23 protein-coding genes and 1 pseudogene are annotated in these 26298 nt (G+C 50.8%); 10 read left to right on the top strand and 14 right to left on the bottom strand.

The genetic code is table 11. The annotated features are described in order from the left end of the window. Positions 1–73 precede the first annotated feature (73 nt). Positions 74–535, top strand: a complete 462-nt coding sequence (locus NST99_RS05830; protein WP_341090275.1) for a hypothetical protein — start codon at positions 74–76, stop codon at positions 533–535. Positions 536–636: 101 nt separating this feature from the next. Here the strand turns inward: NST99_RS05830 and NST99_RS05825 are convergent, their stop codons facing one another. Both NST99_RS05825 and NST99_RS05820 read right to left on the bottom strand, forming a co-directional pair. Beyond that, positions 637–1605, bottom strand: a complete 969-nt coding sequence (locus NST99_RS05825; protein ID WP_341090273.1) for a sugar kinase — start codon at positions 1603–1605, stop codon at positions 637–639. Next, positions 1602–2657, bottom strand: a complete 1056-nt coding sequence (locus NST99_RS05820) for an SPFH domain-containing protein (RefSeq protein WP_341090270.1) — start codon at positions 2655–2657, stop codon at positions 1602–1604. Before NST99_RS05820 ends, NST99_RS05825 begins: the two co-directional genes overlap by 4 nt. A 281-nt stretch (positions 2658–2938) precedes the next feature. On the opposite strand from NST99_RS05820, the pseudogene NST99_RS33645 reads away from it, so the two are divergent. Together NST99_RS33645 and NST99_RS05805 are read left to right on the top strand one after the other, a co-directional pair. Further along, positions 2939–3963, top strand: a pseudogene (locus NST99_RS33645) (ABC transporter substrate-binding protein). Between the two features lie 187 nt (positions 3964–4150). Continuing rightward, positions 4151–5770 (top strand): helix-turn-helix domain-containing protein, encoded by a 1620-nt coding sequence (locus tag NST99_RS05805; RefSeq protein ID WP_341090265.1) that lies wholly within the window; start codon positions 4151–4153, stop codon positions 5768–5770. Between the two features lie 24 nt (positions 5771–5794). On the opposite strand, the gene NST99_RS05800 is transcribed toward NST99_RS05805, so the two are convergent. Continuing rightward, the gene (locus NST99_RS05800; protein WP_341090262.1) at positions 5795–6490 is read right to left on the bottom strand and encodes a copper homeostasis protein CutC; all 696 of its coding nucleotides are present in this window, start codon (positions 6488–6490) and stop codon (positions 5795–5797) included. Between the two features lie 93 nt (positions 6491–6583). Here NST99_RS05800 and NST99_RS05795 point away from each other — a divergent pair, with 93 nt between their 5' ends. Beyond that, positions 6584–7093: a GNAT family N-acetyltransferase gene (locus NST99_RS05795; RefSeq protein WP_341090260.1), complete on the top strand. Its 510-nt coding sequence runs from the start codon at positions 6584–6586 to the stop codon at positions 7091–7093. Between the two features lie 321 nt (positions 7094–7414). On the opposite strand, the gene NST99_RS05790 is transcribed toward NST99_RS05795, so the two are convergent. From NST99_RS05790 to NST99_RS05770, 5 genes are all read right to left on the bottom strand, one after another. Then, positions 7415–8383, bottom strand: coding sequence for a sugar phosphate isomerase/epimerase family protein (locus NST99_RS05790; RefSeq protein ID WP_340894455.1), 969 nt, complete (start codon positions 8381–8383; stop codon positions 7415–7417). Next, positions 8384–9115 (bottom strand): ThuA domain-containing protein, encoded by a 732-nt coding sequence (locus tag NST99_RS05785; protein ID WP_341090256.1) that lies wholly within the window; start codon positions 9113–9115, stop codon positions 8384–8386. A 343-nt stretch (positions 9116–9458) separates the two neighbouring features. Next, positions 9459–10535 carry a Gfo/Idh/MocA family protein gene (locus tag NST99_RS05780; RefSeq protein WP_341090255.1) on the bottom strand — a complete coding sequence of 359 codons (1077 nt, stop codon included), beginning with the start codon at positions 10533–10535 and terminating at the stop codon, positions 9459–9461. Between the two features lie 39 nt (positions 10536–10574). Continuing rightward, the gene (locus tag NST99_RS05775) at positions 10575–11492 is read right to left on the bottom strand and encodes an AraC family transcriptional regulator (RefSeq protein WP_341090254.1); all 918 of its coding nucleotides are present in this window, start codon (positions 11490–11492) and stop codon (positions 10575–10577) included. Positions 11493–11641: 149 nt separating this feature from the next. Further along, positions 11642–12094 (bottom strand): YhcH/YjgK/YiaL family protein, encoded by a 453-nt coding sequence (locus NST99_RS05770; protein ID WP_341090251.1) that lies wholly within the window; start codon positions 12092–12094, stop codon positions 11642–11644. Positions 12095–12317: 223 nt separating this feature from the next. Here NST99_RS05770 and NST99_RS05765 point away from each other — a divergent pair, with 223 nt between their 5' ends. After that, a complete protein-coding gene (locus tag NST99_RS05765) occupies positions 12318–12926 on the top strand; it encodes a hypothetical protein (RefSeq protein WP_341090249.1) in 609 nt (202 codons plus the stop codon). Between the two features lie 191 nt (positions 12927–13117). On the opposite strand, the gene NST99_RS05760 is transcribed toward NST99_RS05765, so the two are convergent. The 3 genes from NST99_RS05760 to NST99_RS05750 form a co-directional block, all read right to left on the bottom strand. Next, complete coding sequence (locus tag NST99_RS05760; RefSeq protein WP_341090247.1) at positions 13118–14245, bottom strand: family 10 glycosylhydrolase; 1128 nt, start codon at positions 14243–14245, stop codon at positions 13118–13120. A gap of 106 nt (positions 14246–14351) precedes the next feature. Next, positions 14352–16124, bottom strand: a complete 1773-nt coding sequence (locus NST99_RS05755; protein WP_341090244.1) for a sensor histidine kinase — start codon at positions 16122–16124, stop codon at positions 14352–14354. 20 nt (positions 16125–16144) lie between these two features. Further along, positions 16145–17725 carry a response regulator gene (locus tag NST99_RS05750; RefSeq protein WP_341090242.1) on the bottom strand — a complete coding sequence of 527 codons (1581 nt, stop codon included), beginning with the start codon at positions 17723–17725 and terminating at the stop codon, positions 16145–16147. A gap of 313 nt (positions 17726–18038) precedes the next feature. Between NST99_RS05750 and NST99_RS05745 the strand changes: the two genes are divergently transcribed. The 3 genes from NST99_RS05745 to NST99_RS05735 all read left to right on the top strand — a co-directional run bounded on the left by NST99_RS05745 (position 18039) and on the right by NST99_RS05735 (position 21560). Next, positions 18039–18902, top strand: a complete 864-nt coding sequence (locus tag NST99_RS05745; protein ID WP_341097570.1) for an ABC transporter permease — start codon at positions 18039–18041, stop codon at positions 18900–18902. A 44-nt stretch (positions 18903–18946) separates the two neighbouring features. Then, a complete protein-coding gene (locus NST99_RS05740; protein WP_341090240.1) occupies positions 18947–19840 on the top strand; it encodes a carbohydrate ABC transporter permease in 894 nt (297 codons plus the stop codon). A gap of 76 nt (positions 19841–19916) precedes the next feature. Next, a complete protein-coding gene (locus NST99_RS05735) occupies positions 19917–21560 on the top strand; it encodes an extracellular solute-binding protein (protein ID WP_341090238.1) in 1644 nt (547 codons plus the stop codon). 148 nt (positions 21561–21708) lie between these two features. Here NST99_RS05735 and NST99_RS05730 read toward each other — a convergent pair whose 3' ends face one another. After that, entirely contained in the window at positions 21709–22104 is a 396-nt protein-coding gene (locus NST99_RS05730; protein WP_341090235.1) for an NAD(+) diphosphatase, read from the bottom strand. A 327-nt stretch (positions 22105–22431) separates the two neighbouring features. On the opposite strand from NST99_RS05730, the gene NST99_RS05725 reads away from it, so the two are divergent. Both NST99_RS05725 and NST99_RS05720 read left to right on the top strand, forming a co-directional pair. Beyond that, positions 22432–23169 carry a glycerophosphodiester phosphodiesterase gene (locus tag NST99_RS05725; RefSeq protein ID WP_341090232.1) on the top strand — a complete coding sequence of 246 codons (738 nt, stop codon included), beginning with the start codon at positions 22432–22434 and terminating at the stop codon, positions 23167–23169. Between the two features lie 4 nt (positions 23170–23173). Further along, positions 23174–24406: an SLC45 family MFS transporter gene (locus NST99_RS05720; RefSeq protein WP_341090230.1), complete on the top strand. Its 1233-nt coding sequence runs from the start codon at positions 23174–23176 to the stop codon at positions 24404–24406. Here NST99_RS05720 and NST99_RS05715 read toward each other — a convergent pair. Continuing rightward, on the bottom strand, positions 24403–25257 hold the full coding sequence (locus NST99_RS05715; RefSeq protein WP_341090227.1) for a GGDEF domain-containing protein: 855 nt from the start codon (positions 25255–25257) through the stop codon (positions 24403–24405). The two genes, NST99_RS05720 and NST99_RS05715, sit on opposite strands and share 4 nt — an antisense overlap. 116 nt (positions 25258–25373) lie before the next feature. Further along, on the bottom strand, positions 25374–25952 hold the full coding sequence (locus tag NST99_RS05710; protein ID WP_341090226.1) for a histidine phosphatase family protein: 579 nt from the start codon (positions 25950–25952) through the stop codon (positions 25374–25376). Between the last annotated feature and the right edge of the window lie 346 nt (positions 25953–26298).

The following is a 26298-nucleotide window of genomic DNA, read 5'->3' as shown; positions in this document are numbered from 1 at the left end:
TGAATATTCCGCAGATTTCTCAGAGATAATAAACCCGCAAGTCCAAACTCAACGCCCAAGGAGGCAAATCACTTTGAATTCAAACCTTTCCAGCCAGATCAGCCATTGCGAGCAAATCATTCAACAGCTTGTGAGCCAGACCCAGCAAGCCAGCCAGAATTATCAGCAGCTTCTCCAGCAGGAGCAGCAAAATGCGGTAAGACTGGAAGAACTGGCCCAACGTGAGCACAAGGCTAGTCAAATTATTCAAAATGCGCTGCAGGGCCATAACACTGCTATTCAGCAGATGCAGCAGGTGTCACAGACGCTTAGACAGCTTGAGCAGTCCTCTCAAAATGTCGGAAATAATACAGGCGCTCAAAGCTTCAATCCGTCCTTCAACCCATCCTTTAACCCTTCCTATGGTCAACAGCAGCCTATGCATGCGGTGCATACCCCGGTAAACCCGTCGTTTAATCCGGTTCAATCGCATTCCGGTTCTCCAATCGGCCAAAACTATGGCTCATTGATGAATCAAGGACGGAACTTTCAATAGGACTTGCTTACCTTTCGAAAAGGCTGTCTCCGCAGATTATTCTGCTTGAGACAGCCTTTTGTGCTCTTATCCATACGGTAAATCGGCTGTTGACCATAGCTTCACACTACCAGTCTCCCTCTTTTCTCAGCCAGACTGATGGTTGCCTCCACACCGGAATTGAACTCCAGAAAGTCGCTTTCAACTCCATCGCTGAAAATGACCCCGTCCTCCGGCATCTGCGAGGTAATCCGCAGCGGCTGCTGAGCGCCGATCTGTCCGAAGACAACTCCGGCGGAGGTCGTACGGCTGGGGAAAGGTTCCCGCACCGTGAAATAAAGCTGCGGATGATCCCAGGCCAGCCGCTGACCGGAACCGGCCAAGCCAATTACTGCCTCCGCTTCAGCATCCACTTGCAGCCCGGCTGCGCTGCGGACAATGCCCGTCGCTCCGGCAAGGACGCTCTTGAGCCAGCCGGTGGAACCCATACCGGTGGAGACAATGATGCCGCTGGAGGACTGCTGCTCGGTTACACCATTTAGCTGAAGCTGGTAACGTGCAGACACATGGGTTTTGCGGCCGATGAACAAATCATTGACGCCGTATAGGCTCTGTCCGTCATTAAGCTCCGCCCGGGCAAGGGTCACTTCGCGCACCTGGCGCTGGCCCCGGAACACCTCAGGCAGAAGGAGCCGCAGATCCTTGACGGTGAACGGCAGCAGCACTCCATCCCAGCGCTGCGGATCGGGATTGACACCGATCAGCGGCTGCTCCCGCAAGTATTTCAGCGTATTGGCAACAAGTCCGTCCTGTCCAAGTACAACCACTGTATCCTCATCACCGAAGATGAAATTCGGGACATGCTGCCGCTCCAGCAGCTGAACTCTGCCTATGGCGCTCAGCTCAATCACTGCCGTCTCCACCGCCTTACGGTAATGATGATCCTCGCTGATATAGTCGCTGAAATCCGCACCCAGCCGCTCAATATAGAACTGGGCCTGCTGGATCGTATTGTAGCGGACCACCAGCTCTTCCAGCCGTGTTTTGCGTTTGATCAGAATGATTTTATTCTCGGACATCCGGCCGCTCATCGCCCTCCCGCTCCTCTCGCCGCACCTGCCCCGTTTCCGGCCGATCCGGCCATAATTCCCTGCAGAAGATCCGGCGTAATGTTCAGCTGGCCAATCTTCCCGGCATTCTCAGCCAGTTCCTGGAAGGCGATGGCGATCAGCTTATCCGGATTCATGCCGACATTGGTCAGTGCCTGCAGCACATTTGACGATACCCCCTGCAGCGAATTCATCACCGCCGACAGCTCATAGGCTTTGGCATCCGCTTCCGCTCTTTGGTTGGCCACAGTGAGTTCGATCAGTTCCTGCTTCTTCTCTTCCAGTGCGGTATCGAAGCTGAGCTGCTCTTCCTTCATTTCGTTCTGCTTTTGCTTTACTGAACGCTCTGCATCCAGCTGGGTCTCACGGATCTGCTTCTTCTTCGTCTCAACAGCAATCTCCGTATTCAGCTCGTTTTCCTTCACCCGCCGCTCCTGCTCAATGGAGGCATTGCGCCGTTCATACAGCGCATTGTCTGCGCTGCGGAGAATTTCTTCTCTGGCCTGCGCCTCCAGTGCACGAAGGGTCTCCTTGTTCGGAACAATCGCCAGAATCGACAGCCCCATCAGCTCGATCCCAAGCTTCTCAATTTCCGCGTTTCGTTCGATCTCCCCGGTAATGGTCTTGGCCAGACGTTCGCTTGACTGGATGGCTTCCCGCAGGGGCAGCTGCTCCAGCTGCTTCTTGGTCAGCACCTTAGCAATGTTGATGACCCGCTGGGCCAGCTTGCCGGGATCATCGGACAGGTACGTATTCTTTTTCAAATTGTAGGTATAATTGAGGATTTGTGTGGTCTTGCGGTAATCGACGATCCGGTAGGTCAGCTGGCCCTGGACGGTCACCGTCTGGTAATCGCTCGTAATCTCTTCGAACATAAACGGGACATCAATCGAGGATACCGGCACTACAACAACCGACGTGGTCGGCACGTAATAATGAAAAGAAAGACCGATGCCTTCACGGACGACTTTGCCGTTCTTCACTTTGAGCACATAATCGCTGGGCTGGAATTTCACGAATCGGAATCCGAACATAAACAAAACCTCCTGATTTATGTTATTAACATTTTGTTATTAACAACAGTTTAGCATGAATGTTTGATATTATCAAGTTGTTATTAACATAATGAAACTATTTCTTTTTGAAGCAACGCAACTACTTCTTCCTATCCGGGAGCAACAGATTTGTACAAAATGAAAGAACGGTTTGAATTTTGTCCATTGAGTAAAGAACGGGTTTCCTTTAAGATTGGTTTCTAACGAGAATGATTATCATTATTGTTAATCGTTATATATTTCTGGGGAGGCAAGATTCTATGAAAAAGGCAAGACAACCCTTCGCCGCGTTATGTGTCATCTTCGTGATGAGCATCCTTCTGCTCGCGTGCGGAAATTCAGAACCATCTGCCGGCAATGCTGCGGCTAACTCTGCTGGCAGCAATACCGCCGCGAGCGCATCACCTGCTCCAGAGGCATCCGACGCTGGCACTGGTGAAGCTGCAGCGAAAACCCGCTCCTATACGGATTACAAAGGCCATACTGTGGAGATTCCGGTTACACCGAAACGTATAGTTTACTCCGGAGAAACCTATGGTGACTTACTGGCATTGGGTGTGCAGGCAGTCGGTTATCCGCTTTCGATGGGCGATGGCCAGGTGTTCGAAGGCCAATTGAAGGGTGTCGAGGATGTAGGATTCCCGATTAACCTGGAGAAGACTTTGTCGCTTCAACCCGACTTGATCATCTATGCGGAACGGACGAAGCGGATTTCGAGGCATTGTCCAAAATTGCACCCACTGTAATCTTCGATACTTTCGCCCCGCTGCAGGAACGGCTGGCGGAAATCGGCGGACTTCTTGATAAATCGGCTGAAGCGGAAGCCTGGCTGACCCAGTACAAGTCAAAGGAAACCGCCATGTGGGAGCAATTGAAAAGCGACGGTCTGATGAAAGAGGGAGAAACCGCAGCTGTCTTCACCTATTATCCCGGTGACCGGCTGTTCGTAATGGCCACCACCGGACTTTCGCAGGTGCTGTATGGTGAGAATGGCTTCAAGCCAACCCCCGCGATCCAGAAGGTGCTTGACGAAGGTTTGGGATTCCAGGAAGTATCTATGGAGGCGATTGAACAATATTCCGGAGACCGGATTTTCCTGCTGACTCCTGTTGCCGATGAAGCCAAGCAATCCACAGAAGCAATGCTGAAGAGTCAGGTGTGGAAGAGTCTTCCCGCTGTCAAAAACGGCTATGTCTACACACAAGACATTATGAAGACATCAAGCGATGCAACTACCCGTGAATGGCTGCTGGGAGAAATCCCTAAGTTGCTGAATAATAAATAATTCATCTCTTTCTTAGGGTCCCGGTGTTTAAACGGGGACATATCTGACACAAAAGAAGCTTGTCAACGCCAGTTGATAAGCTTCTTTGTTTTATATACAATGTATTTATTGATAATCATTCTCACTATTGAAGGGAGACCGTACCTTGCAGCATCCCTCATTGCCACCTCTCCCTCTTCGCTCGCTATTGTTTCAGCTGTCCAACGCCGAACTGATTATTCAGCCTGCCGACTCCTGCCCAGTACAGCAGACACCACTCTGTCATACGCTTCTTGTCTTTACGGGCGGCAGCGGAGTGCTGCATATTGACGGCCAGATTGCGCCGCTGAGTGCCGATAAGTGTTACCTGCTGTCTCCCGGAACCTCCTATAGCGCGGACAATCCGGAGATGACCCTGTATTATTACCTTATCTCTTTTACAGCCATTCATGCGGCCGAACGTCCGGAGCGTTATGCCGGGGAGTTGCTGCCAGGCAGACGGGAATTAATCGTTCATCCGTTCACCAGAGTCATTCGTCTGGCGGAAGAACTGATGATGAAGGACAACAGCGGCGACGATGTGCAGCACTACAAGCAGCAATTGAAATTTCAGGAACTGCTGCTGCTGCTCTTCGAGCGCAATTATCCTTCCGGACAGCTGCCAAGTCCTGCAGAATCCGTGGAAAGAACTGTGGAGTATATGCAGAAGCACTATATGGAGAGCATCACGGTGAAGCAGCTGGCAGAACTTGCGGGCATCCCGCTCTGGCAGTATACTCCGCTCTTCCAAAAGCTTACCGGCACAAAACCGCTCAATTATCTGACCGAGCTGCGCATTCACCATTCGAAGCGATTTTTACTGGATTCCGCTGAACCCCTGCGGGAAGTCGCCCGGCAGGTTGGCTTCTCTGATGAATATTATTTCAGCCGCCGCTTCCGCCAGAAGACCGGGGTCACCCCCGGACAATACGCCTATACGCAGCGCCGGAAGCCGACGGTCAAGGATTGGACGGGCCATCAGGTGGAGATCCCCGAACGGCCACGACGCATTGTCTATCACGGAGAAACGCTGGGCGATCTGCTCGCGCTGGGCGTGAAGCCTGTCGGCGGAGATGAGGCTTTTGCGCGGAACAGTGTCTATAAGCACCGGCTCAAGAAGCTGGCCAATGTCGGTTTTCCGCTGGACCCGCAGCTGACTGCCTCATTAAATCCCGATCTGATTATTTTCGCCAACGCGGATGAGCGGGCTTACCGGGTCATCTCAAGCATAGCTCCGGCACTGACCTTCGATTCTTTCGCACCACTCGAACAGCGGATGCGGATACTGGGAAGCTGGCTGGGCAAGCAGCATGAAGCCGAGGCTTGGCTGGCATCCTTCCATGCCAAAAACGCCGCCATATGGCAGCGTCTTTACGAGGAAACACTCCAGCCCGGAGAGACGGCCTCCGCGCTGATATACGACCACGGAAACCATCTGTTCGCCATGGGAAGGACCGGGCTTTCCAGTGCCCTATATGCCCCTGGCGGCCTGCAGCCGACTGAGGTGATCCGGGGCATTCTGGATCAAGAGCTCGGATTCGCCGAGGTCGATCCGGCGCAGCTGCATGCCTATGCGGGAGACCGGATCTTCATGCTCATTCCGGAGCGCAAGGACTCGCGGGAGGCCATGGAGCAGCTGATGCGTAGCCCGCTCTGGAACAGCCTTCCCGCCGTGCGGAAGGGCCAAGTCTATCTGCTAGAGAACGCGAAATGGAACTCTGCAGACGCGTTGACCCGGGAGAAGCTGCTCAATCTGCTGCCCAAGCTGCTAGGCAGCCAGCCGGTATGACCGAAAGAGCAGCCGACATTCAGTTCACTTTCCCCATAGATCCAGAATCGAACGGACTTCCTGCAGCCGCCCGGGATCAATCGGCCGCAGCGGATCGCCGTCTTCTCTTACGGCGGACCCAAAATGCACCCGTTCCACAGCTGTTTCACCCAGAAACTCCCTCAGGCCAGATGCTGTGAGGCCGCTTCCGGCCAGAATGGAGACGGATTTCGCGGAGGATAGACGCTCAAGCACCGCAATCCGTTCCGCACCTTCGGGCGCAGTCCGCTGCCCTCCGGAGGTCAGAATATCCGTCACCTGAGGGTAGCGTGACAGAACCTCCAGAGCTTCGAGCTGATCGGCGGCCTCGTCAAAGGCCCGGTGGAAGGTCACCTCCATGCCGTCTGCAGCCTGAAGCAGCTGCTTGAGCAGCTCTTCATCCACCGTCCGGTCGTGTCGGAGCATTCCCATGACCACCGACAGCCCTCCTATGGCGGCAATATGGCGGATATCGCGCAGCATCGTCTGCGCATCCGCCTTATCATAACGGAATGACCGGGCATGCGGCCGCACCATGACTCTGACCGGGATGCCCACGGCTTCGCGAACGCCTTCCATCAGCCCCAGGCTGGGAGTCAGCCCCCCCTCAAGGATGCCTGAAATCAGCTCAATCCGGTCTGCTCCATGCCGTTCGGCAAGGACGGCATCATTTACGGTCGTTGCAATGACCTCTAACAGCATTGCTTCACTTCCTCTCCTTGATTATGATAATGATATAGAATTCATCCTATTGTATTTAGCTGTTACACTTTATTGGTGAAAGGAACTAATCCGATGACCCCTAAAATCAATGTTGTACTATTGGAGACATTACCGCCGGAGACAGAGCTTGCATTGAGCGGGCTGTTGACAGAAGTAGTGGAAGATGGCGCCTCGATCGGATTTCTCCCTCCGGTCACAGCTGAGGAGGCTTCAGCCTATTGGAAAAGCGTCCCTGATCCGCATGTGCTGCTCTGGACAGCAATGGAGGGCGACAAAATCGCGGGTACGGTGCAGCTCCATTTAGCTGCCAAAGCCAATGCCCGTCACCGCGCGGAAATTGCCAAACTAATGGTACATCCGGAGCACCGCCGCAAGGGCATCGCCGGACTGCTGCTCGATACCGCCGAACAAGCTGCAGCGGCAGCAGACAGAACACTGCTTGTTCTGGATACGCGGGAAGGCGATCCCTCCAACCTGCTCTATCAATCGCGGGGATACATCGAGGCAGGCCGAATCCCGAATTATTGCCGGTCAGCCAACGGGCAGCTGGATGCTACGGTATTATATTATAAGTTAATTTGAACAAAAAAAAGCACGCTCCTCTTTGCCAGGGCACAAGTCGAAATGGAAGCCATATACGCTGAACTTAAGAATGATGGCGTGCTGACTGGTGAAATCTGCGTCAAGGGTTTCACCAAAACAGAAAGTAGGATTCGTAAGTTCACTCTATATAGTAAATAAGCTTACTCACCTTTCATTTCGCCTGCAGCGCGCGTATGGCGGAATCAAGTGCACTTCTGCTCTTCATTCCGCCCTGCAGCGCGCGTGCGGTAAAAATAAAAGCCAGAGTTTCTGCGATTCGCAGAAACTCCGGCTTTTGCTATAGACAGAACTAAAATCCCTTTACGCCCACCACATATCCAGTGGCTGGTCGCGGATGAGAATGGACTGCAAATTGGTGACAGCCCGGTAGAATCCTTCATCTACTGACATCAGCGGATCTTCATGCTCAATGCTTACCACATAGTCGTAGCCGTAAGTGCGCAGCGCGCTCATAATATCCGACCATTCGGAGATGCTGTGCCCGCAGCCTACGGAGCGGAAGGTCCAGGCCCGGGTCTGTACATCCCCATAAGGCTGCATATCGGTCAGGCCGTACATGTTGATGTTGTCCTGGTCAAGATAGGTGTCCTTAGCGTGAAAATGATGGATCGCGCCTGCCTTGCCGAGAATCTTGATCGCTCCTACCGGATCAATGCCCTGCCACCACAGATGGCTCGGATCGAGATTCGCACCAATGGCATCGCAGGTAGCTTCTCTCAGCTTGAGGATCGTATATGGCGTATGGCACAGGAAGCCGCCGTGCAGCTCGATACCGATCTTGACTCCATGCTCTTCGGCCAGCTTGCCGATTTCCTTCCAGTACGGAATCAGCTTCTGTTCCCACTGCCAGGTCAAAATATCGCTGTATACGGTAGGCCAAGGCGTTACCGGCCAGTTAGGTGCTTTGGCGTCGTCACTGTCCCCGGCAGTACCTGAGAATGTATTGACAACCGGTACGCCCATGAGCGAAGCCAGCTTGATCGACTTGCGCAGAATTTCGTCACCTTGACGGGCTTCTTCCTTATCCGGTGAAATCGGGTTATTGTGGCAGCTGAAAGCGCTGATGATAATCCCGCGTTTGGTGAATTGTTCAAGATAGGCCTCGCGGGCCGATTCGCTGGCCAGCAGCTCGTCGGTCGGACAGTGGGCATTGCCCGGATTGCCTCCCGAGCCGATTTCCACGGCGTTCAGGCCAGCGGCAGCAATTTTATCGAGCATCTCTTCGAGCGTTAAGCTTCCGAATACCGGATCAAATACACCTAACTTCATTTATATTCCCACCTTTTCTCTGATTGGCTCCAAAGCTTCGGAATGGCCGTACACCGGATAATCACGTTTGGTCGGAGCACACCAATTGACGCCATTGATAATCACTTTTTGAATTTCCTGGTTGTAATAGGTCGGATATGATTCATGGCCCGGTTGGAAATAAAAAATCTTCCCGCTTCCGCGCCGGTAAGTCGAACCGCTCGGGAACACATTGCCCCCCTCGAACCAGCCTACAAAGATGAGGCTCTCCGGTGCCGGCACATCAAAATGCGCCCCGTACATCTCTTCCTGCTCCAGGTCGATGTATTCGCCGATGCCTTCGGCAATCGGGTGGCTCGGGTCCATTACCCAGAGACGTTCCTTCTCTTCTGCTTCGCGCCATTTCAGGTCGCAGCTGGTGCCCATCAGCTTCATAAAGATTTTGGACATGTGGCCGGAGTGCAGCACAATCAGCCCCATTCCCTTCAGGACCCGGTTGTACACGCGGCTTACAATCTCGTCGCTGACCTCCTGATGGGCAACATGCCCCCACCAGACCAGCACATCCGTATTCTCCAGCACCTCTTCCGTCAAGCCATGCTCCGGCTCGTCCAGGGTTGCTGTTGATGTATCAAAGCCCGCTTCCTGCAGGAATCCGGCCAGTTGTCCGTGAATTCCCTGCGGATATACCCGGCGGATTCGTTCCTCCTGCAATTCATGACGGTATTCATTCCATATGGTTACTCTGGTCACTTTGGACACACTCCTAATTTGAGCTGAATTCAGGGATATGCTGAGTTATCCGTTAATGCAAAATAGATAAGCATAAAATACATGCGGGACTTTAACGCCCTACGTTTCTTAAAGCGGGAAAATTGCCCGCTAAATACATGGGAATGGTCATTTCTCGACACTTAAAGGGAAATTGGCCCTTTAATTCTGCCGGGTGCGGTGAATTTGAATGATCCTTGAAAATTAGCGGGCTCAAATCCCCTTACTTGTCATCTGGATCTACCAGACTCTTAATTAGCGGGCCGTTTTCCTGTTAATGCTTGAAGCATGAGGAAGGATATCCTTCCTTATTACTCAACGTTCTTTAGTCAAAAAACACCGGCATTCCGGTCTCTGACGATTTGTAGATCGCCTCCAGAATGCGGGTAACCACCAGCGCCTGCTCCGGTTTCACCACCGGCTCGGTGTCGTTCACAATGCTGCGGATCCACTGCTCGGCTTCAACCACTGCGGGGTCATCTCCGGCACCGTCATAGAAGTCAACGCCAGCGGCATCAAGTCCGATATACTTCTCGAACGTCTTGCCATAGGCCTCTCCATTAATGCGCAGCCCCTTCTCCATATCCGCTCCGCCTTCCGTGCCGCAGAGCGCGGTCTTGGCTTCGCCGACATCCAGCGTGTTCAGCGCCCAGCTGGCTTCAAGCACGATCGTTGCGCCATTCTCCATCGTAATGAAGCCGATGGCGGAGTCTTCAACGGTGAATTTCTCCGGGTCCCACGGCCCCCAGGCGTTTGCGGCATTTTTGCGGCCGGACAGCTTGTGGTAGGCATTGCCCACGGCATACTTTGGCTTGTAGTTGTCCATCATCCACAGGGTCAAATCAAGAGCATGGGTGCCGATATCGATCAGCGGACCTCCGCCTTGCGCTTCTTCATCGAGAAACACGCCCCAGGTCGGAACCGCACGGCGGCGGATAGCCTTCGCTTTTGCATAATAAATCTCTCCAAGCTCGTTGTTCTCGCATACGGCATGCAGATACGCTGAATCGGCTCTGAACCGGTTCTGATATCCGATCGTCAGCTTCTTGCCGGTGCGCTTCGCAGCATCAATCATCGCCTGTGCTTCCGCAGTCGTCTTGGCCATTGGCTTCTCGCACATTACATGCTTGCCGGCCTCCATGGACGCAATCGAAATCTCCGCATGGGAAATGTTCGGCGTACATACGTGAATCACATCTATGCTTGCATCCTTAAGCAGCTCTCTATAATCGCTGTATACCGCAGCGTTGGCATCTCCGTAATCCGCTTTGGCCTGCTCGGCACGTTCAGGAACGATATCGCAGAAAGCAACCATCACCGCACCTTCCACTTTTTTTAGCGCAGGCATATGTTTGCCGTTCGCGATGCCGCCGCAGCCGATAATTCCAACTTTTAAAGTCATTCTCTCTTAACCTCCACTTGTTGATGTAATATCTCTATCTTACAAATCCGCGGAAGGGCTTTCTTCCTGCAATCTTGCCCTGTTATTCCTGAATATTGTCTTATGATATTTCAGGGGCGATATTCCCGTCGCTTCCTTGAAAAAATGATGGAAAGTCTTCACGCTGCCAAACCCCGCCGCCTCCGCCACGGCAGACATGGGCAGGTTCTCATTGAGCAGAATCCACTTGGCTTTATTCAGCCGGTACTCATTCAGGAAGGCCACAAAGGTCATGCCCGTATTTTTCTTGAACAGCTTAGTAAAATAATACGGGCTGAAGCCCATATGTCCGGCTACCTCGTTTAGCGTAATCGGTTCCTGGTAATGCTGCTCGACATAGATGAAGATCCGCTCCAGCCGTTCCAGCGTTTCCCGCGACTGGATCTGAGTATCCTCCGAGAACTTGGGCCCTCTGTTGCTGCTATTCTTCGGCACTTCCCGCATAATAACCGTCAGCAGCTCGAACAGCCTCGCCTTGATGAGATAGGCATAGCCTTCACGCCGCTGCGTGTCCTCCTCGTAAATGCTCTCCAGAAGGCCAATCACCTTCGTTGCTACCGCTTCCGGCCAGCTTGAACTGGATTGCTCCATCTCTGTGAACAAATCGCGGAGCGAATATTCATTGCCGCCGAGCGCAGTAACCTCCTGGAACAGTCCGAGATCAAACTGGATCACAAACCGTTCACTTTCAGGCGAGGCGAGGAAATAGTGCACATCTCCGCCATTGATGAACTGTATTTCACCCTGTTCCATGCGGATCGGGGTATCATTTATTCCCAGATTTAGTCTTCCTTTGGTGACGTAAATAATTTCGATTTCTTTATGCCAATGCGGATATGTGAGATCATCACCTCCGCAGACTAAGCTGCGGAAGGGGAAATGCTTATCCACATCCGGAAGTTCGAGATAAATATTCATTAGCGCGGCTCCTTGTCCGGGTAATTAGCTGAAATTAAAATTTCATTGAACCCCACTTTATCTTATCCCCCGGCAGAGGACACATCAAGAGGCGCAAAAAAGAGCCCCGCGGGGCTCTCTTTCACACTATATTTTAAATCGAAAACAAATCAGAGTTTAATCTTCAAAACAACCTTCCGCACCGCTTCCTTCTTCCCCGCTTCAATCCCTGTCATATGCCCGTCCTGCGGATAGCAGACGACAAGCGCTCCCGGACCTGCGGTTACCGCCGACTCCAGCTCACCCGTAAAGAACACCGCATCTTTCTCGGCACTGTATTCATCTCTTACCTTGAGCTGCTCAATAGCGGAATAACCGATGCGCTCTGTGCCTTCAAGAATATAATGCAGATCAAGATTGATCCGGTGGGCTTCCCAGAAGCAGTCTCCGGCGTTCTTGGTCTCGTATTCATTGATGAAATAGAACATTTCATCATTCACCTCATGACGGCCTGCAGCCAGTCCTGCAAAGTCCGTATCCCGCAGGAACTGCAGTCCACGCTGAATTTTCTCTCCGTAAGCAGCCTCATTCTCCAGCAAATGCCCCAATGTATCCACTATCATGCCCGAAATCCTCCTATAATCTCTGATATATCCCCGTTTTGCGGAATAGAAAAAGAATAGTTGATTCCCCGCGGCAGGTCTATGTATTTGTTCACGTACCCCCGGCATAGATTCTTACAATAAGGTCTAAGCTCGCAAAACTTAAGTCCATGCTTTCGAAGTGAGTTTTGCCCGAAGTGGATTCAATGAGGCTAAGCTCGCAAAACTTTAAGGAGGCGGTATAATGCTCATTGTCCTGATGTACATGTTCGCCGCACTGGGTGCTGGCTTGCTGCTGGCGGCAGCGGTGCTGCGGCATAAACTGTCCGATCCTTCGTCCGACTTGAACAAGCTGATCCATACACTGGCTGATTTCAACCTTAAATTCAGCAAGCGGTTCATCACTCCAGACAAATCTCATATCATTGCCCTGGATGAAGGAGGGAAACAGCTCGCTATCGGCATGTATTCCCCTGACAACCACGAAACGTCCTCAGCTGCCCTTTACACCTTTGATGTGATCTTAGGCTCTGAAATTGTTGAGAATGCCCTCACCCTGACCAAAGTCAGCAAAACCAGCCGGATTACCAGCAGTGGCGCAAAGACCGGCACAGGTAAAGTGCTGGATGCTGCCGCAGTCGACGGAACGACAAACAGACAGGAAGACGGAACACCCGAGGAAATCATTGAGCTTACGCTTAAAATCTACCTCAGCAGTACAGATACGCCCGTGCTGTCTATTCCCTTTCTTCCAAGACAGGTACCGGCCAATAAATCGGACCCGGGATACTCCCAGGCCCTTATGGAAGTTCAGCATGTGCATGAGATGATCCGGGATATTGTCTCAGCATAGTACCGTACGGTCATCGTATTGCTTTCCAGCCCACCCTTGCTCAACCTGCCAATATCCTCGCCGTTCTACGGATTTCAACCGCAAATAGCGGGTTAAATCAAGAAATTCTTACGACAACAGCGGCCGGAAGTTCAAACATTCACCGTTGCGTTCTATGCCGGCGGGGTAAAGCTAAAGTTCAGCTTATATAACTACCAGCTTGCGCGCTTATTGATATTCTTCATATCCGTATTCGTCCACTTGCCATAAATAAAAAAAGCCAGATTTGAAATGTCGGGGAAGTTGGAGCGGATTCCCTGTTGTACGTTTTTATACTGGACATCGGTCCAATCGGTATCCAACGCGGCGATGATTTCGGCATTGCCGATTTTTTGCCGGGTCTGGCTTAGTATACCTTCGCTGTCATAAACCCAGCTTTGCGGAAATTCCCAGTCGTCGAAATAGGCCATCGGAGAAACAAAATCCATGTATGGCATAAATTTGGCGGCATCCTGTCCGACTTCCACAAACTCCGGCGGCAGAATATAAGCCCCGAAAAAGAGCCCTGGCGTAATCCCGTCCAAATCGCTTTTCACATCACGCACATATTCCCCAAGCTTGGTCGTTCTCCACTCATTCCACTCCTCCCGTTTCGCATTATCTGAAGCAAAGTTAATAGTAATTGGATCATAGCCGTATTGATTTTTATACTGTGTTCTCGTGTAATCCCCCATATCCATGTTGTAATCGTCAAAGCGGAGCCAGTCCAGGACAATGCCATCAACATCATAATTTGCCGCAACTTCTTTGATGATGGAGCGCTCATAGGCTTGCACACCAGGATCGAGCGGATTCACGAAATATTCAGTGCCATTGGAGCCTGTAAAAGGTTTCACCTTGCCGTCCACAAGCGCGCGCATCTGCCACTCGCTGTTCTTGTCAAAGGCCGCACGGTCGTGGAACTGCGGAATCCATGCCCTCACCTGAATATTCTTTTTATGTGCCTCAGCAATAACATCCTTGACTGCGTCAAAATTGGCGTATCCCGAAGCAACCGGTGCAATCTTGCTCTTATAAAATGCATAACCGGACGGAATCTCCTCATCCTCATCCTGCTTCACACTCAAATTGATGACAGAAATATTGTTCTTTGCCGCATTGCTCACGAAGCTGACAACCTCATTATGGTTTTTGAAATTGGCGCCTGTCCGCACGATGATCTCGGATACAAAGGGCCCTGTTTGGGCAGAGGTTGTCTGGGCCGGAACACTCAGCATAAAGCTCAGCAGCAGCGCGGGCAGGGCCGTCAGCAAAGTCCGTTTTCTTTTACCTTTAGTCATTGTTTTCTCCGCCTTTCTATAATTAGATGGGGTGCAGATTAGATGTTATGAATTCCTTATTCCTCCTCCTTTCCCAGACAGACTGAGAGCTCGGAAAGCTTCTGCCTTATCCCTGTGTCCCGCCGCTATCGGTGAGCTCTGTATGATGAAAGTAAGGGATAGTGATTTGAACAGTTGTTCCGATTCCAAGCCGGCTGTAGAGTAAGACACCGTATGAACCGCCAAATTGCAGCTTGATTCTCTGGTCGACATTGCGGATGCCATAGCCCATCTTGATCCCGCTTGGAGAGAAAATCTGCCGGATGGTTTCCTTGGTCATACCGATGCCGTCGTCAATCACCTTGAACACAATCCCTTGCTCGCCAGCCTCCGCCGTAATGCGGATATGAATGGTCTCCCCGTAAAAAGCATGCTCAAGAATATTCTCCACAAAGGGCTGCAAAATCAGCCTTACAGTATCAAAACCCAGCACCTTCTGGTCGATATCGAAATTAAAGGTGAGATGATCCTCATATTTGATTTTCTGGATGTCAATATAGGTCTGTACATGCTGCAGCTCCTTCTCGACCGGAATCATCGTCCTGCCCTCATTCAGTGTCAGCCTGTAGAATTTCGCAAGGCCGCTGACCATCGAACGGATTTTACTGATCTCACCGAACTGTGCCAGACGGTTTATGGAAGAGAACGAGTTATACAAAAAGTGGGGATTGATCTGTGCCTGAAGAATTTCCAGCTCTGCTTCCTTCTTGTGCAGATTGGAGAGGTAAACTTCCTGAATCAGGCGGTTCATATTCTCCCCCATATTATTTAGTGCCAGGGAGATCTGATTAAATTCGTCATTTCCCCGGTAACTAAGCCTTTTATGTAAATCCCCTTCCTGAAAGGAACGGAGAACAGACACAATTTTGACGACACGCCGGGAAAAATAGCCGGACAGCAGCATACCTGCTGCGGAAAAGAAACCGATCATGATCAGGCAGACGAGAATGGTTACGCTTTTGACCTTCTGGATATCCTGCTCCAAAACTTCATTGGGGATATTGACCGCAAGCGTCCAGTTCAGCTCCTCAACCGGCGCCTTGATTTGCAGATAATCCTTGCTCTCCAGCAGTGCAATTTGCTGAGGTTTCACATTTTTATCCCCTGAAGAAAGGTGGATAATGTCATGATTTTCATTTTCTATATACACTGTGCTGCCCTTGCGGAACTTATCATCTTTCACGCTTTCAAGAAGATCGGCAATCTTGACGGTAATCCGGACAAAACCAAATGGACTCGGGGCAGTGGGCTCATACGTATCCATCAATCTTCGGAGTAAGGAAATATTCCCGTAGGACTCATCATCTTCGATCTGGCGCCACTGCATCGTCACCCCGTATTGCTCCCGGGGAAAACCGCTGAACCATGGCTTGCCCAGAATCCGCTTTTGGTGAAACAGCTGGTAGAACCTCCCCTTCCGCAGCGGGTCCATCCCTTCGTAAGAATAGTAAACCTCGGGTATAGTCTCATTCTGAATATACAGGGACAGTGCAATGTTGCGGTTAGAGGAATGCACCGTATTTTGCAGCATCGGGATCAAATAGCTCTGCAGCGTCTCAAAGCTGTACCAGCCGTCATCATAGCGTCTTAAGGAATCCGCCAGATTGCGGTCATAATACAGTGAGTCCGTCAGCCGCTTGGTATCCTCCACCTTATAACGGATATTATCCTGAATCTGCTGAAGCGTGCCCCGGATATTGGCCTTTGTCTGTGTTCGGATGGATTCAACCGCTGTGTTATAAGCAAAGGCACCGACAAAAGCAACCGGGACAATCAGCAGTACAATATAAGAAATCATCAGCTTGTAGCCGAATGACAGAAACCGTTTCTTTTGCTTCATAGGCCGCTGTTCTCCTTTGTTCAGCACTGCTTACGGTAATCCCCCGGTGTCATCCCATATTTGTCTTTAAACTGCCTGCTGAAATAAGTCAGGTTTTTATAGCCAACCCTTCCGGCCACCTCGAAAATTTTATATTGGGGATTCTGCAGTAAAGTGCAGGCTTTCTCCAGCCGCTTCTCCACCACGTAATCGCTGAAATTAATGCCGGTTCCCTGCTTGAACAACACGCCGAGATGATTCGGGGAAAAGCTAAACAGATTGCTCACATCCCGGAGTGCGATATTCTGGTCCAGATGCTTCTCCACATAGGCGCAGACCGATTCAAGCAGCTTATTATTTTTCTTTTGCTTCTTTACATGCAGTGTTTCAGAGATTTCAAATACCCTCCGGCGCAGCCAGGATTGGATATCATCCATGGTTTCAAATTTGAACAAAATGTCCAGGTTCTCCATTCGCATGCCCAGCATCTGGAATAGATTCTCGTTCAGTCCTGCCAGATAGGCATCCAGCCGGGAGATAATCTGAATGGCAAAGTTGTAGACGGTAGATTTGGACTTCATCCGGCGGACCAAGGTGAATACATTCTCAAGTTCATCGTGCAGCTGGACAAGCCTGTAATTCGACATTGCGGCAAACAGGGCATCCAGCGTCATTTCGAGACTCTGCACATCCTCCACGCTGCCTGACTCCAGCTCGGAAAATTGGATCAGACGGCTTTTGCCCGCAAGCATTTTATAATCAAGCGCCTGCTTCGCCTGCTGATAAGAGGTGTGAATTGAAGCGGTGGAAGCTGCTGTGCTGCTCAGGCCTATTGTGATGGTGACCGGAAACCGGACCCCAATAAGTTCAATTAAACCGCTGAGCAGCGCTTCACATTCCGCCAGTTCCTCCATCTGCAGTACAAGCGCACATTCACGGCTGGAAAGCCTGCACAGCGACCAGATCCGGCACTCTGTGCAATAATCCAATACCGTTTGATACAGCTGATTGACGATCTGCCTCGCTTCCAGCTCGCTGTATGCATTCAGCTTCCAGGCCACATCATCAATCTCAATCACGGCGACCCGCTGCGGAGCAGATGGGCTAATCCCGCACTGCGCAAGGACTAGGTCATCCATGGTTTCTGCTCCGTCCTGCTGGCCATCCAGCAGGCCAAGCAGCCTGTTATTCTTAAGTACAGGCAAGGTCTTATAGTAATCCGATTCCAGTCTCGACTGCTGGGCCTCATGATCCAGCTGGGCCTTCACCTTCTGCAGCACCTCGATCATTTCTTCATCCTCTACAGGCTTCAGGACATAACTCTGCACATTCAGCTCCATCGCCTGCTTGGCATAGTGGAAGTCTTCGTAACCGCTTACAAATATGATTTTCAGCTGTGGGAGCAGCTGCAATGCTTCACGGGACAGCTCCAGACCGGACATAATCGGCATCCGGATATCGGTGATCAGAATATCAACATGATGATTCCGGATATAATCCAGCGCAGCGAAGCCGCTGCTCACCACCGCTGCTACATTCATCTGCAGATCCTTCCAGGGTATAAAGTGCTGCATCCCTCTTAAATCCAGCACTTCATCATCTGACAGCAATACGTTATACATGTTTGACCTCCAATCCGGCCGTGTGATCAAAGCCAACACTTTCTATTGATCACATCATATAACATTTCATTTTTACCGTGTTGCAAAACCTTCATCCTCATTGCAGAAGTCTACAAATCGTTGTTCTTATCAGTGTTTTTGCCGGAACGGTTCCTATACTATGAATTTCAGCAGAGAAATTTGCAAAGGAAGTGTTCAGATGAAAAAAAGTATCGTCACGTCTTCACCACCGGGAGTCCCTCCGGGCGTACGACCGGAAGCCAGCCGCAAATCCTTCTGGTTCAGATTCTCCAGGCAGCTGGATCTTCAACTGATGGTCATCCCGGCAATGATTCTTATCGTGATCTTTTCTTATCTGCCGATGTACGGGGTGCTGATGGCTTTTCAGGATTACGATATTTTCCAAGGATTTCTGCACAGCCCATGGGTAGGCTTCGAGTATTTCCAGATGTTCTTCGAGGCACCCGAATTCTGGACTGTCATGCGCAATACGATTGTGATTAGTGCCCTGAGACTCCTCATCGGATTTCCGGCACCTATACTGCTGGCGCTTATCCTGAACGAAGTGACTCACTCACGCTTCAAACGGATGATCCAGACCATCAGCTACCTGCCCCACTTCCTGTCCTGGGTCATCGTGTCCGGATTTGTGACCTCCATGCTGGCAACCGACAACGGAAGCGTGAACATGCTGCTGCAAAAGCTGCATTTAATCAGCGAACCTGTCAATTTCCTGTCCATTCCCGGCTACTTCTGGGCTATCCTGATCGGAACAGGAATCTGGAAGGAGATCGGTTTCTCCGGCATCGTATATCTGGCCGCCATTGCCGGCATCAATCCCGAAATTTACGAAGCAGCCTCCATCGACGGAGCAAGCCGCTTGAAGAAAATTTGGTACATTACTCTGCCCGGTATTTCCGGCGTAGTTACGATCTTCATGATTCTCGCAGTTGGCGATATCTTGAGCGCAGGCTTTGAGGACATCCTGCTCCTGGCCAAAAACCCTGTACTTCAGGACGTGTCCGATGTCATTGATACTTACGTCTACCGCGTTGGTATCCGCAACTCGCTTTTCTCCTACGCCGCCGCAGTCGGTTTATTCAAGTCGATAATCAGCGTCTTTTTGCTCACAGTTGCCAATCGGATAGCCCGTAAACTGGGACACAGTCTGTGGTAGTCTTCGGCATCGCAACTACACATTGAAATGCAGGTGATCACGGCATGAAAAACAGCTTTTCTGACAATTTGTTTCTCAGTCTCATTTACTCCATGCTCATTCTCATGGCTTTTGTAATGTTGTATCCGTTCTGGAATTCGATCGTCATCTCATTCAACGTGGGTTTGGACACGACGCGAGGGGGGATCACCTTTTGGCCCAGACAATTCACTCTGGAGAATTACATTGTAGTGTTTCAGGATAAGCGGCTAATGACAGGCTTCCTTATTTCCGTACTGAGAACAGTGATTGGCACAATCCTATCCATTGCCTGTACATCAATCTTTGCCTATGGCATGTCCAAGAAACAGCTCATGGGACGGAAAGGGTATATGATCCTGTGTATCATCACGATGTACTTCAGCGGAGGATTGATTCCCTCCTTTCTGATTAACCGCGAGCTGGGCCTGATGAATAATTTCTGGGTCATGATTGTTCCGAATATAATCAGCGTCTGGAACATGATCATTTTCCGCACGTTTTTTCTCGAACTTCCGGAAGGATTGGAGGAATCGGCGAAAATCGACGGCTGCGGCCACTTCGGTATCTTTTTCAAAATTGTCATCCCGATTTCGGGTCCGGTGATCGCCACACTCTCTCTATTTGCTGCAGTATGGCACTGGAATGACTGGTTTACGGCCAGCATTTACATCACTTCCGGGCATCTGCTCCCGATTCAAACGCTGCTTCAGCAAATCCTTAGCTCCAACATTATGTCTGAACAGATGATGCAGACCAATGCAGCCGCTCAAGGCCACATGGCCCGGCTCCAAAGCGTCACAACCAAATCGCTCACCATGTCCACCATGCTGGTAGCAACGGTACCGATTTTGCTCGTTTATCCATTTTTGCAGAAATATTTTACCAAGGGCGTCATGATCGGTTCCATTAAAGAATGAACTTGGATAAGATCGGTGTAGCAATCATGGCTCACGGCTTATTCTTGATAAAAAACAATCCCATGGGGGTATGAAGATGTCCATTACAAAAAAATCATTCCTGCTGCCGGTATGTATGCTGGGTATAAGTATCATGCTTGCCGCATGCGGTGGAAACACCGGTGAAGACGGGGCAAAACCAAGCAACAACACTGCCGGGACTGATTCATCTAAACCTTTTGTTTTCGGAGAAACTCCGCTCACCTTTTCCTTTTTCGGCAATTATGACTGGTATACGATGAATCCTTGGGGCCAGGATCCGGCGACTAAATGGATTCAGGAGAACAAGAAAGTAACGGTCCAGTCGATCCAGTCCGGCGGTGCGGCTCTGCAGAAATTCAATACAATGATCGCTTCCGGCGAGTACCCGGATGTCATCTGGGGAGACCGCGGAGCCGAAGTAGAAAAGCTGAGAAAAGCAGGCAAGCTCGTTGCGCTGGACCCCTATCTTGATAAATATCCTAATCTGAAAAAATGGGCGGGAGAAAAAACAATCAATATGCTCCGCTCCGAAGACGGCAAACTGTACCAATTTCCGAATTGGTACACGAAAAATCCGATGGGCAACGGTGGCTACGCTGTAAATAATAAAATCTACAAGGAACTCGGATCGCCGAAGCTGGAAACCTTTGATGACCTGTATGCCTATCTGAAGCTGGTGAAAGAGAAATATCCTGACATTATTCCATTCGAGGTCGGGATGCTGGGTCAAGGGATAGACTTTCTCTACGCCGGGATGGCGGAAGACCGGAATGTCGGGCAGGTCTCTCTGCGTGTGGTCCCCCAGGGGAATGAGCTGAAATCCCTCTTCAGTGATCCGGTCTACCGCGAAACTATGGTGTTCGCCAATAAATTGTTCCGGGAAAAGCTGATTACCCAGGATGCCATCACGCAGACCCGCGACCAGGTCAAGGAAAAGGTGAATAATGGCCGCATAGCGATCTACGGGGATTTCGATACCACCGTTATCGGCACGGAAGCGAACAGCATGCTGCGCGCCAAAGATCCTGAAGGCGGATACACGATGATCTGGCCTTTGCATAAAGCCGGCGTAGATCCGAAGAAGGTATGGGTCAACGAATTTGATTCTCTTGGCTGGAATGTCAGTGTCATCACAACCCAGGCTGAGAATCCAGAAGGTATATTTGCCTATCTGGACTGGCTGACGGGCGAGGAAGGGGAGCGTATTATTTTCTGGGGGCCTGAGGGCATGTACTGGCAGGGCACCAATGAGAAAGGCGCACCCGTCTATACAGAAAAATATAAAAATGAAGCCGAGGAGCGTTCCAAGCTCATGGCCATCTGGGATACGTTTCAATGGGCAGGAAATACAGCGTTTATTGATGGAGCCAAGGCTGAAAATGAAATGAGTCTGCCTGAAGATAAGCGCGACTGGGCTACGGTCTCCCAAACCACAATCGCCTGGAAAACCTCCTTTGATGCCACGGAATTCGGCAATATCCAGCCCCTTCCAGATTCAGAAGAGGGCATGATCATGCAGCGTGTAGCCGATATCGCCGATAAGGTGCGGGCTAAAGCCTTGTTCGCCAAGGATGAACAGGAAGTGATTGCCCTGCTCGACAAAGCCGAGCAGGATGCCCAAAAAGCCGGTTATGATAAGCTCCTGAAGTTTGAAACCGGGAAATGGCAGGACAATATTAAGAAGATAAAAGGGAATTAAACCATCCCGCTATAAAAAAACAAGGGTGTTCCCTGCCATGTAAATGGCGGGACACCCTTTGCTTTGTCAGGATGAGAGTGGAAATACATCAATGAATACGGCTGTGGTCAGAATCAATTGGCCCAAGGAATGGACCGAGGCCGCGCGTTTAAGCTTCAGTGAGTTTAAGGAGATCTACCTTGCCTGCATTCAGCTTCTCAATAATCGCCAGCAGAAAGGTCTCTGCCAGACTATTCTTTTTGATCTCCCGGGCTGCTTCTTCAAATGTGAACCACATCGCTTGATCCACTTCGGCACTCATCCGGCTCAAGTCTTCCGAATCAGCCATGCTTATAAAGTTCAGCATCAGCGTATTGGACGGCTCAAAATAAAGGCTGCGCATATATTCATAAGCCACGATATCCAGCCCTACCTCTTCCTTTACCTCGCGGATAAGGGTGGCTTCCGCATTCTCCCCTTTGTTGACGTAACCTGCGAGCAGGATGTAATCCGGCCGGTTATACTGCTTGATTAGCAGAATCTTGTCCATTTCTTTGTTCAACACTGCGGTACTGATAGCCGTGCTAAAAACAGGAAACCGGAACATTCCGCATGCCTCGCAAAAAGGGACCAGCCCCTCCCCGCCGCATTCTTTCAAGATCAGCTCAGTTCCGCATTCTATACAATACTTCAAGAAACATCTCTTCCTCTCCAAGTACACTGAATTCTATTCTATTATACAGATCCAGGGATATGTAATCGCTAGGTAAAATTTTAGGAATTCACGTTCTGAGGGGATTTTGGGACAGGTTTTTGTTATCCGGTGTGGAATAAGAAGAGTAGCCTGATTCATCGGGCTCTATTAAAAAACAACTTGGAGGGACTGCAAACAATGAATCCGCTAATTAACTTTGCGCATCGCGGCGCATCCGCTGTGTGTCCGGAGAATACGATGTCAGCATTCCGCAAAGGTCTTACCCTTGGAGCGACCGGGATTGAAACCGATGTACAGATGACTAAGGATGGCGCACTGATTCTGATTCATGACGAAACGCTGGGCCGCACGACAAACGGCAGCGGGAATGTGAAAGACCACACGCTTAAAGAACTGCTTGCCCTGGACGCGGGATCCTGGTTCGGGGAAGAATTCAAGGGAGAGCTGCTTCCCACCCTCGAAGATCTTCTGGATCTGCTCAAGGATAGCGATACGGTGCTAAATATTGAACTTAAGAACGGGGTCTTTATGTACCCGGGGATGGAGGAAAAGGTTATTGCCGCCGTGCGGGAATTCAACATGAGTGAACGCGTCATATTGTCGAGCTTCAACCATTACTCCCTGGCTCACTGCAAATCGCTTGCACCGGAGATTCGCACCGGGATTTTATATGGAGAAGGCTTGTACCGCCCGTGGGATTACGCGGCCTCTCTGCAGGCGGATGCGCTGCATGCCTATCATTTCGCTGTGCTGCCGGAGTTTGTCTCCGAGGCGGCGGAGCATGGCATCGCCTATCATCCTTGGACCGTGAATGATCCGGAGCGCATGAAAGAATTAATCGCTGCCGGAGTGTCAGGAATCATTAGCGATTATCCGGACGTGCTGGACAGACTGCTTACTGCCAAGGGAGTGTGATGGGGTGAAGAAAGTCTGGCTGCTGGGTTTCGGGTTTTTCAGCATCAGCATTACATGGAGTTTGTATAATGCGTTTGTACCTTTTTTCCTGGAGAAATATGTACACAGTGTAGCCTTGATCAGCTTCATGATGACCATTGATAACTATTTCGCCCTGTTTCTGCAGCCATGGATAGGCAACCGCAGTGACCGTACGGTGAGCCGTTATGGGCGCAGAATGCCTTATCTGCTGATCGGAATGCCGCTGGCTGCCGTACTGACGATGCTGATCCCGTTCCACACCGGGCTGTTCACGCTACTGCTCTTTATGATGCTGATGAACCTGGCCATGAGCCTGTACCGTTCGCCGACCGTCGCGCTGATGCCGGATATTACGCCGGATAAGCAGCGCACCAAGGCGAACGGACTGATTAACTTCATGGGAGGGATTGGGTCGATTCTGGCGTTTGGCGTCGGCTCATTCCTCTACAAGGCCAGCCCGGCATTGCCGTTCATTGTTGCCGGTCTCATCACGCTGCTCTGCCTGTTCATCGTGTCACAGTTCATCAAGGAGGAACGGGATGGGGTGAACAAAGAAGCCGGACTGGGTACAGAAGAAGCCACAGGTTTATCCGGAGATTCGCAACGCAGCGGTAACATTCCACGGGTCAAACCTACACGCATCTCCTTAAAAAAACAGCTCGACCGGACCACAGTCTGGCTCTTAGCAGCCATCTTCTTCTGGTTCGTTGCTTATCAAGGTGTAGAGACACTGTTCACATTGTACGGCAAACATCACCTTGGTCTCAGTGAACAGGCAGCCTCCTTCTCGCTGACGTTCTTTTCCCTGGCCTTCGTAGTATTTGCGATTCCCAGCGGCTGGCTGGGCGGGCGGTTCGGGAAGAAAAAGATGATTGTCACCGGAGTATGCGGACTGATGGCAGTTTTTTCCCTCGTGGGATTTGCGGAGAATTTACTTGTGCTGCGGATTCTGCTGCTCCTTGGCGGGATGTTCTGGGCCTGCATTAATATCAATTCATATCCTTATGTAGTAGCGACAGGCACAGAGGAAAGCATCGGCACACGCACCGGGATGTATTATCTGGTCTCCTCGCTGGCCGCCATCACCTCCCCACCGCTGCTTGGGCTGATGATTGATCTTACCGACTACTCCATCCTGTTCTATGCGGCAGCGGTGAGCATGGCAATAGCCCTGCTCTGCCTGTTCCTGATGAAAGGACGCAGCAAATTGAATTAATTGGCTTTGGAGCTGCCTGCCCAATTGACAGATTGAAGCGTGTTTCCCTGCTTGTGTATGGTATATCGGCCCTTTCCGAGCTGCTTGGCGCTGTACATTGCCGAATCGGCTTCCTTCAGCAGCCGCATCGGGTCGATCCTGCCATGGCTCAACGTAATGCCGATGCTGACTGAAACAAACAGTTCATGCCGCTCCAGACTATAAATGCGGGTCGTTTGCTCCAGAATCTGCATAGCCAGCTGCTCCACTTCCTTACGGCCGCAGCGCTTGGCGACAATTACGAATTCATCCCCGCCGTTCCGGAAGATATGCCGTTTGCCTTTGGAGGTGAACTGTTTCAGACTGCCGCCGACGGCCTGGAGCAGCAAATCGCCCACATGATGGCCAAGTTTGTCATTGATTGACTTGAACCGGTCCAGGTCAAGGAACAGCACCGCAAGCTGCTCGTTCGGTTTGCAGTGGTCCCAAAAGTGATCCATCCCGTTTTTGTTCAAGAGGCCTGTCAAGGTGTCCCTGTAGGCCAGTTCCTTCAATTGCTCTCTTTCGGTCAGGATCTGGCGAAGCTTAGAGAACAGATACGTCAGAGCCAAGAGAGTCAGTGTATACAGTGCCAAGGAGATAAACAGGCTGCCCTCAGCCTGTTTCAACCCGGACTGTGACTGCTTGCCCAGCCAGTGCATTCCGTATAATCCGCCGCTGGTGATCAGTATTATCAGGCTCGTGCGCACAGCACGGGCTCTTTGATTTTTATAGGTGAAATTCCGGGTCAGCCGGAGAAGGCTGTACACAGTCAACGCTGCGATGAGAACCGAAAATAGAGCCAATATATAATTACGGGCTTCTTCCATCATAATGCGCACTCCCTTTTACATGAAAATAAATCTGGTTAGTCGGCTATAAGCTTATTATCGGCAGGCACGGACTGATCCTGCATGGAATGTTTTGGAAGGGGCCGTCTGGATAAGGTCTAGCTCTCCATATGCTTCACACAGTTATACAGCTCGCAGGCCCAGCCGCTGTCCTCTTTAACGATGCGGGTGACAGAGGTATTCTTCAGCAGCACGCTGACATCCAGTCCGGGAACCAGTCCGGTCAGGCTGCTCCGCAGAATCGCGCCGTGGCTGACAATCAGGATGTTGTGGCCGGGATGCTTCAATGCAATCTCTTCAATCGCCTTGCTCCCCCGTTGCTTGCCTGACTCATTGCTCTCCAGCCCGAGGTCCAGCGACTTCCATCCTGTTCCCCAGCGTTCCACCCGCTCTTGCTCCGTGGTGCCCTCAAGCAGTCCGCCGTTCATCTCCCTAATTCCCGGAATCACTCCCGCTACCTGCAGGCCCAGCTTCGCTGAGATCACCTCTGCTGTCTGTCTTGCTCTCAGCAGGTCGCTTGAGTAGATATAGTCCCACTGTTCTCCGCTGAGACGCTCTGCTATAGCCGCCGCCTGCTGAAGTCCCTCCTCGTCCAAAGGGTTATCCGTATACCCCTGTATCCGTCCTTCTTTATTCCAAGCTGTGCTGCCATGCCGAATCAAGCCGATTCTTGTCATTGTTGCTACCCGCCTTTATGAAGAATAAGTAAGCTTACTTATAGAATGAACTTAATCACTACACAAAAGGGCAAAAGCGGCCGGAAGTCCAAATATTCCCTGTAGCTACGTCCTCGCCAAAATGGAAAAATCTTAAATTCAATCTATTTAGATTATAAACGAACAGTCCGGAAGATGCATGCGCCACCGGATATAAGAATCATCAGTTGATCATTATTCTGCCTGCAATGAAGCCTAAGTAATTGACGGTTAGACTGCCCTTATACGATAATAAGACCCGGTGCTTCATTCTGGAGCATGTTCCAAATTCATCCTGCATGGCAGATTATGCTGCCGCCACTTAAAA

The organism is Paenibacillus sp. FSL L8-0470 (genome assembly GCF_038008625.1).
GTDB lineage: Bacteria > Bacillota > Bacilli > Paenibacillales > Paenibacillaceae > Paenibacillus_AQ.
Note: the sequence above shows the minus strand (reverse complement) of the source record. Positions and strands in the feature narration are given on the sequence as shown.

Bases quoted from the DNA above. Each gene is read 5' to 3' on its own strand.
- NST99_RS05825 (WP_341090273.1), bottom strand. From the start codon at position 1,605: ATGAGCGGCCGGATGTCCGAGAATAAAATCATTCTGATCAAACGCAAA.
- NST99_RS05820 (WP_341090270.1), bottom strand. From the start codon at position 2,657: ATGTTCGGATTCCGATTCGTGAAATTCCAGCCCAGCGATTATGTGCTC.
- NST99_RS05800 (WP_341090262.1), bottom strand. From the start codon at position 6,490: ATGCTGTTAGAGGTCATTGCAACGACCGTAAATGATGCCGTCCTTGCC.
- NST99_RS05795 (WP_341090260.1), top strand. From the start codon at position 6,584: ATGACCCCTAAAATCAATGTTGTACTATTGGAGACATTACCGCCGGAG.
- NST99_RS05790 (WP_340894455.1), bottom strand. From the start codon at position 8,383: ATGAAGTTAGGTGTATTTGATCCGGTATTCGGAAGCTTAACGCTCGAA.
- NST99_RS05780 (WP_341090255.1), bottom strand. From the start codon at position 10,535: ATGACTTTAAAAGTTGGAATTATCGGCTGCGGCGGCATCGCGAACGGC.
- NST99_RS05775 (WP_341090254.1), bottom strand. From the start codon at position 11,492: ATGAATATTTATCTCGAACTTCCGGATGTGGATAAGCATTTCCCCTTC.
- NST99_RS05770 (WP_341090251.1), bottom strand. From the start codon at position 12,094: ATGATAGTGGATACATTGGGGCATTTGCTGGAGAATGAGGCTGCTTAC.
- NST99_RS05765 (WP_341090249.1), top strand. From the start codon at position 12,318: ATGCTCATTGTCCTGATGTACATGTTCGCCGCACTGGGTGCTGGCTTG.
- NST99_RS05760 (WP_341090247.1), bottom strand. From the start codon at position 14,245: ATGACTAAAGGTAAAAGAAAACGGACTTTGCTGACGGCCCTGCCCGCG.
- NST99_RS05755 (WP_341090244.1), bottom strand. From the start codon at position 16,124: ATGAAGCAAAAGAAACGGTTTCTGTCATTCGGCTACAAGCTGATGATT.
- NST99_RS05750 (WP_341090242.1), bottom strand. From the start codon at position 17,725: ATGTATAACGTATTGCTGTCAGATGATGAAGTGCTGGATTTAAGAGGG.
- NST99_RS05745 (WP_341097570.1), top strand. From the start codon at position 18,039: ATGGTCATCCCGGCAATGATTCTTATCGTGATCTTTTCTTATCTGCCG.
- NST99_RS05740 (WP_341090240.1), top strand. From the start codon at position 18,947: ATGAAAAACAGCTTTTCTGACAATTTGTTTCTCAGTCTCATTTACTCC.
- NST99_RS05735 (WP_341090238.1), top strand. From the start codon at position 19,917: ATGTCCATTACAAAAAAATCATTCCTGCTGCCGGTATGTATGCTGGGT.
- NST99_RS05725 (WP_341090232.1), top strand. From the start codon at position 22,432: ATGAATCCGCTAATTAACTTTGCGCATCGCGGCGCATCCGCTGTGTGT.
- NST99_RS05715 (WP_341090227.1), bottom strand. From the start codon at position 25,257: ATGATGGAAGAAGCCCGTAATTATATATTGGCTCTATTTTCGGTTCTC.
- NST99_RS05710 (WP_341090226.1), bottom strand. From the start codon at position 25,952: ATGACAAGAATCGGCTTGATTCGGCATGGCAGCACAGCTTGGAATAAA.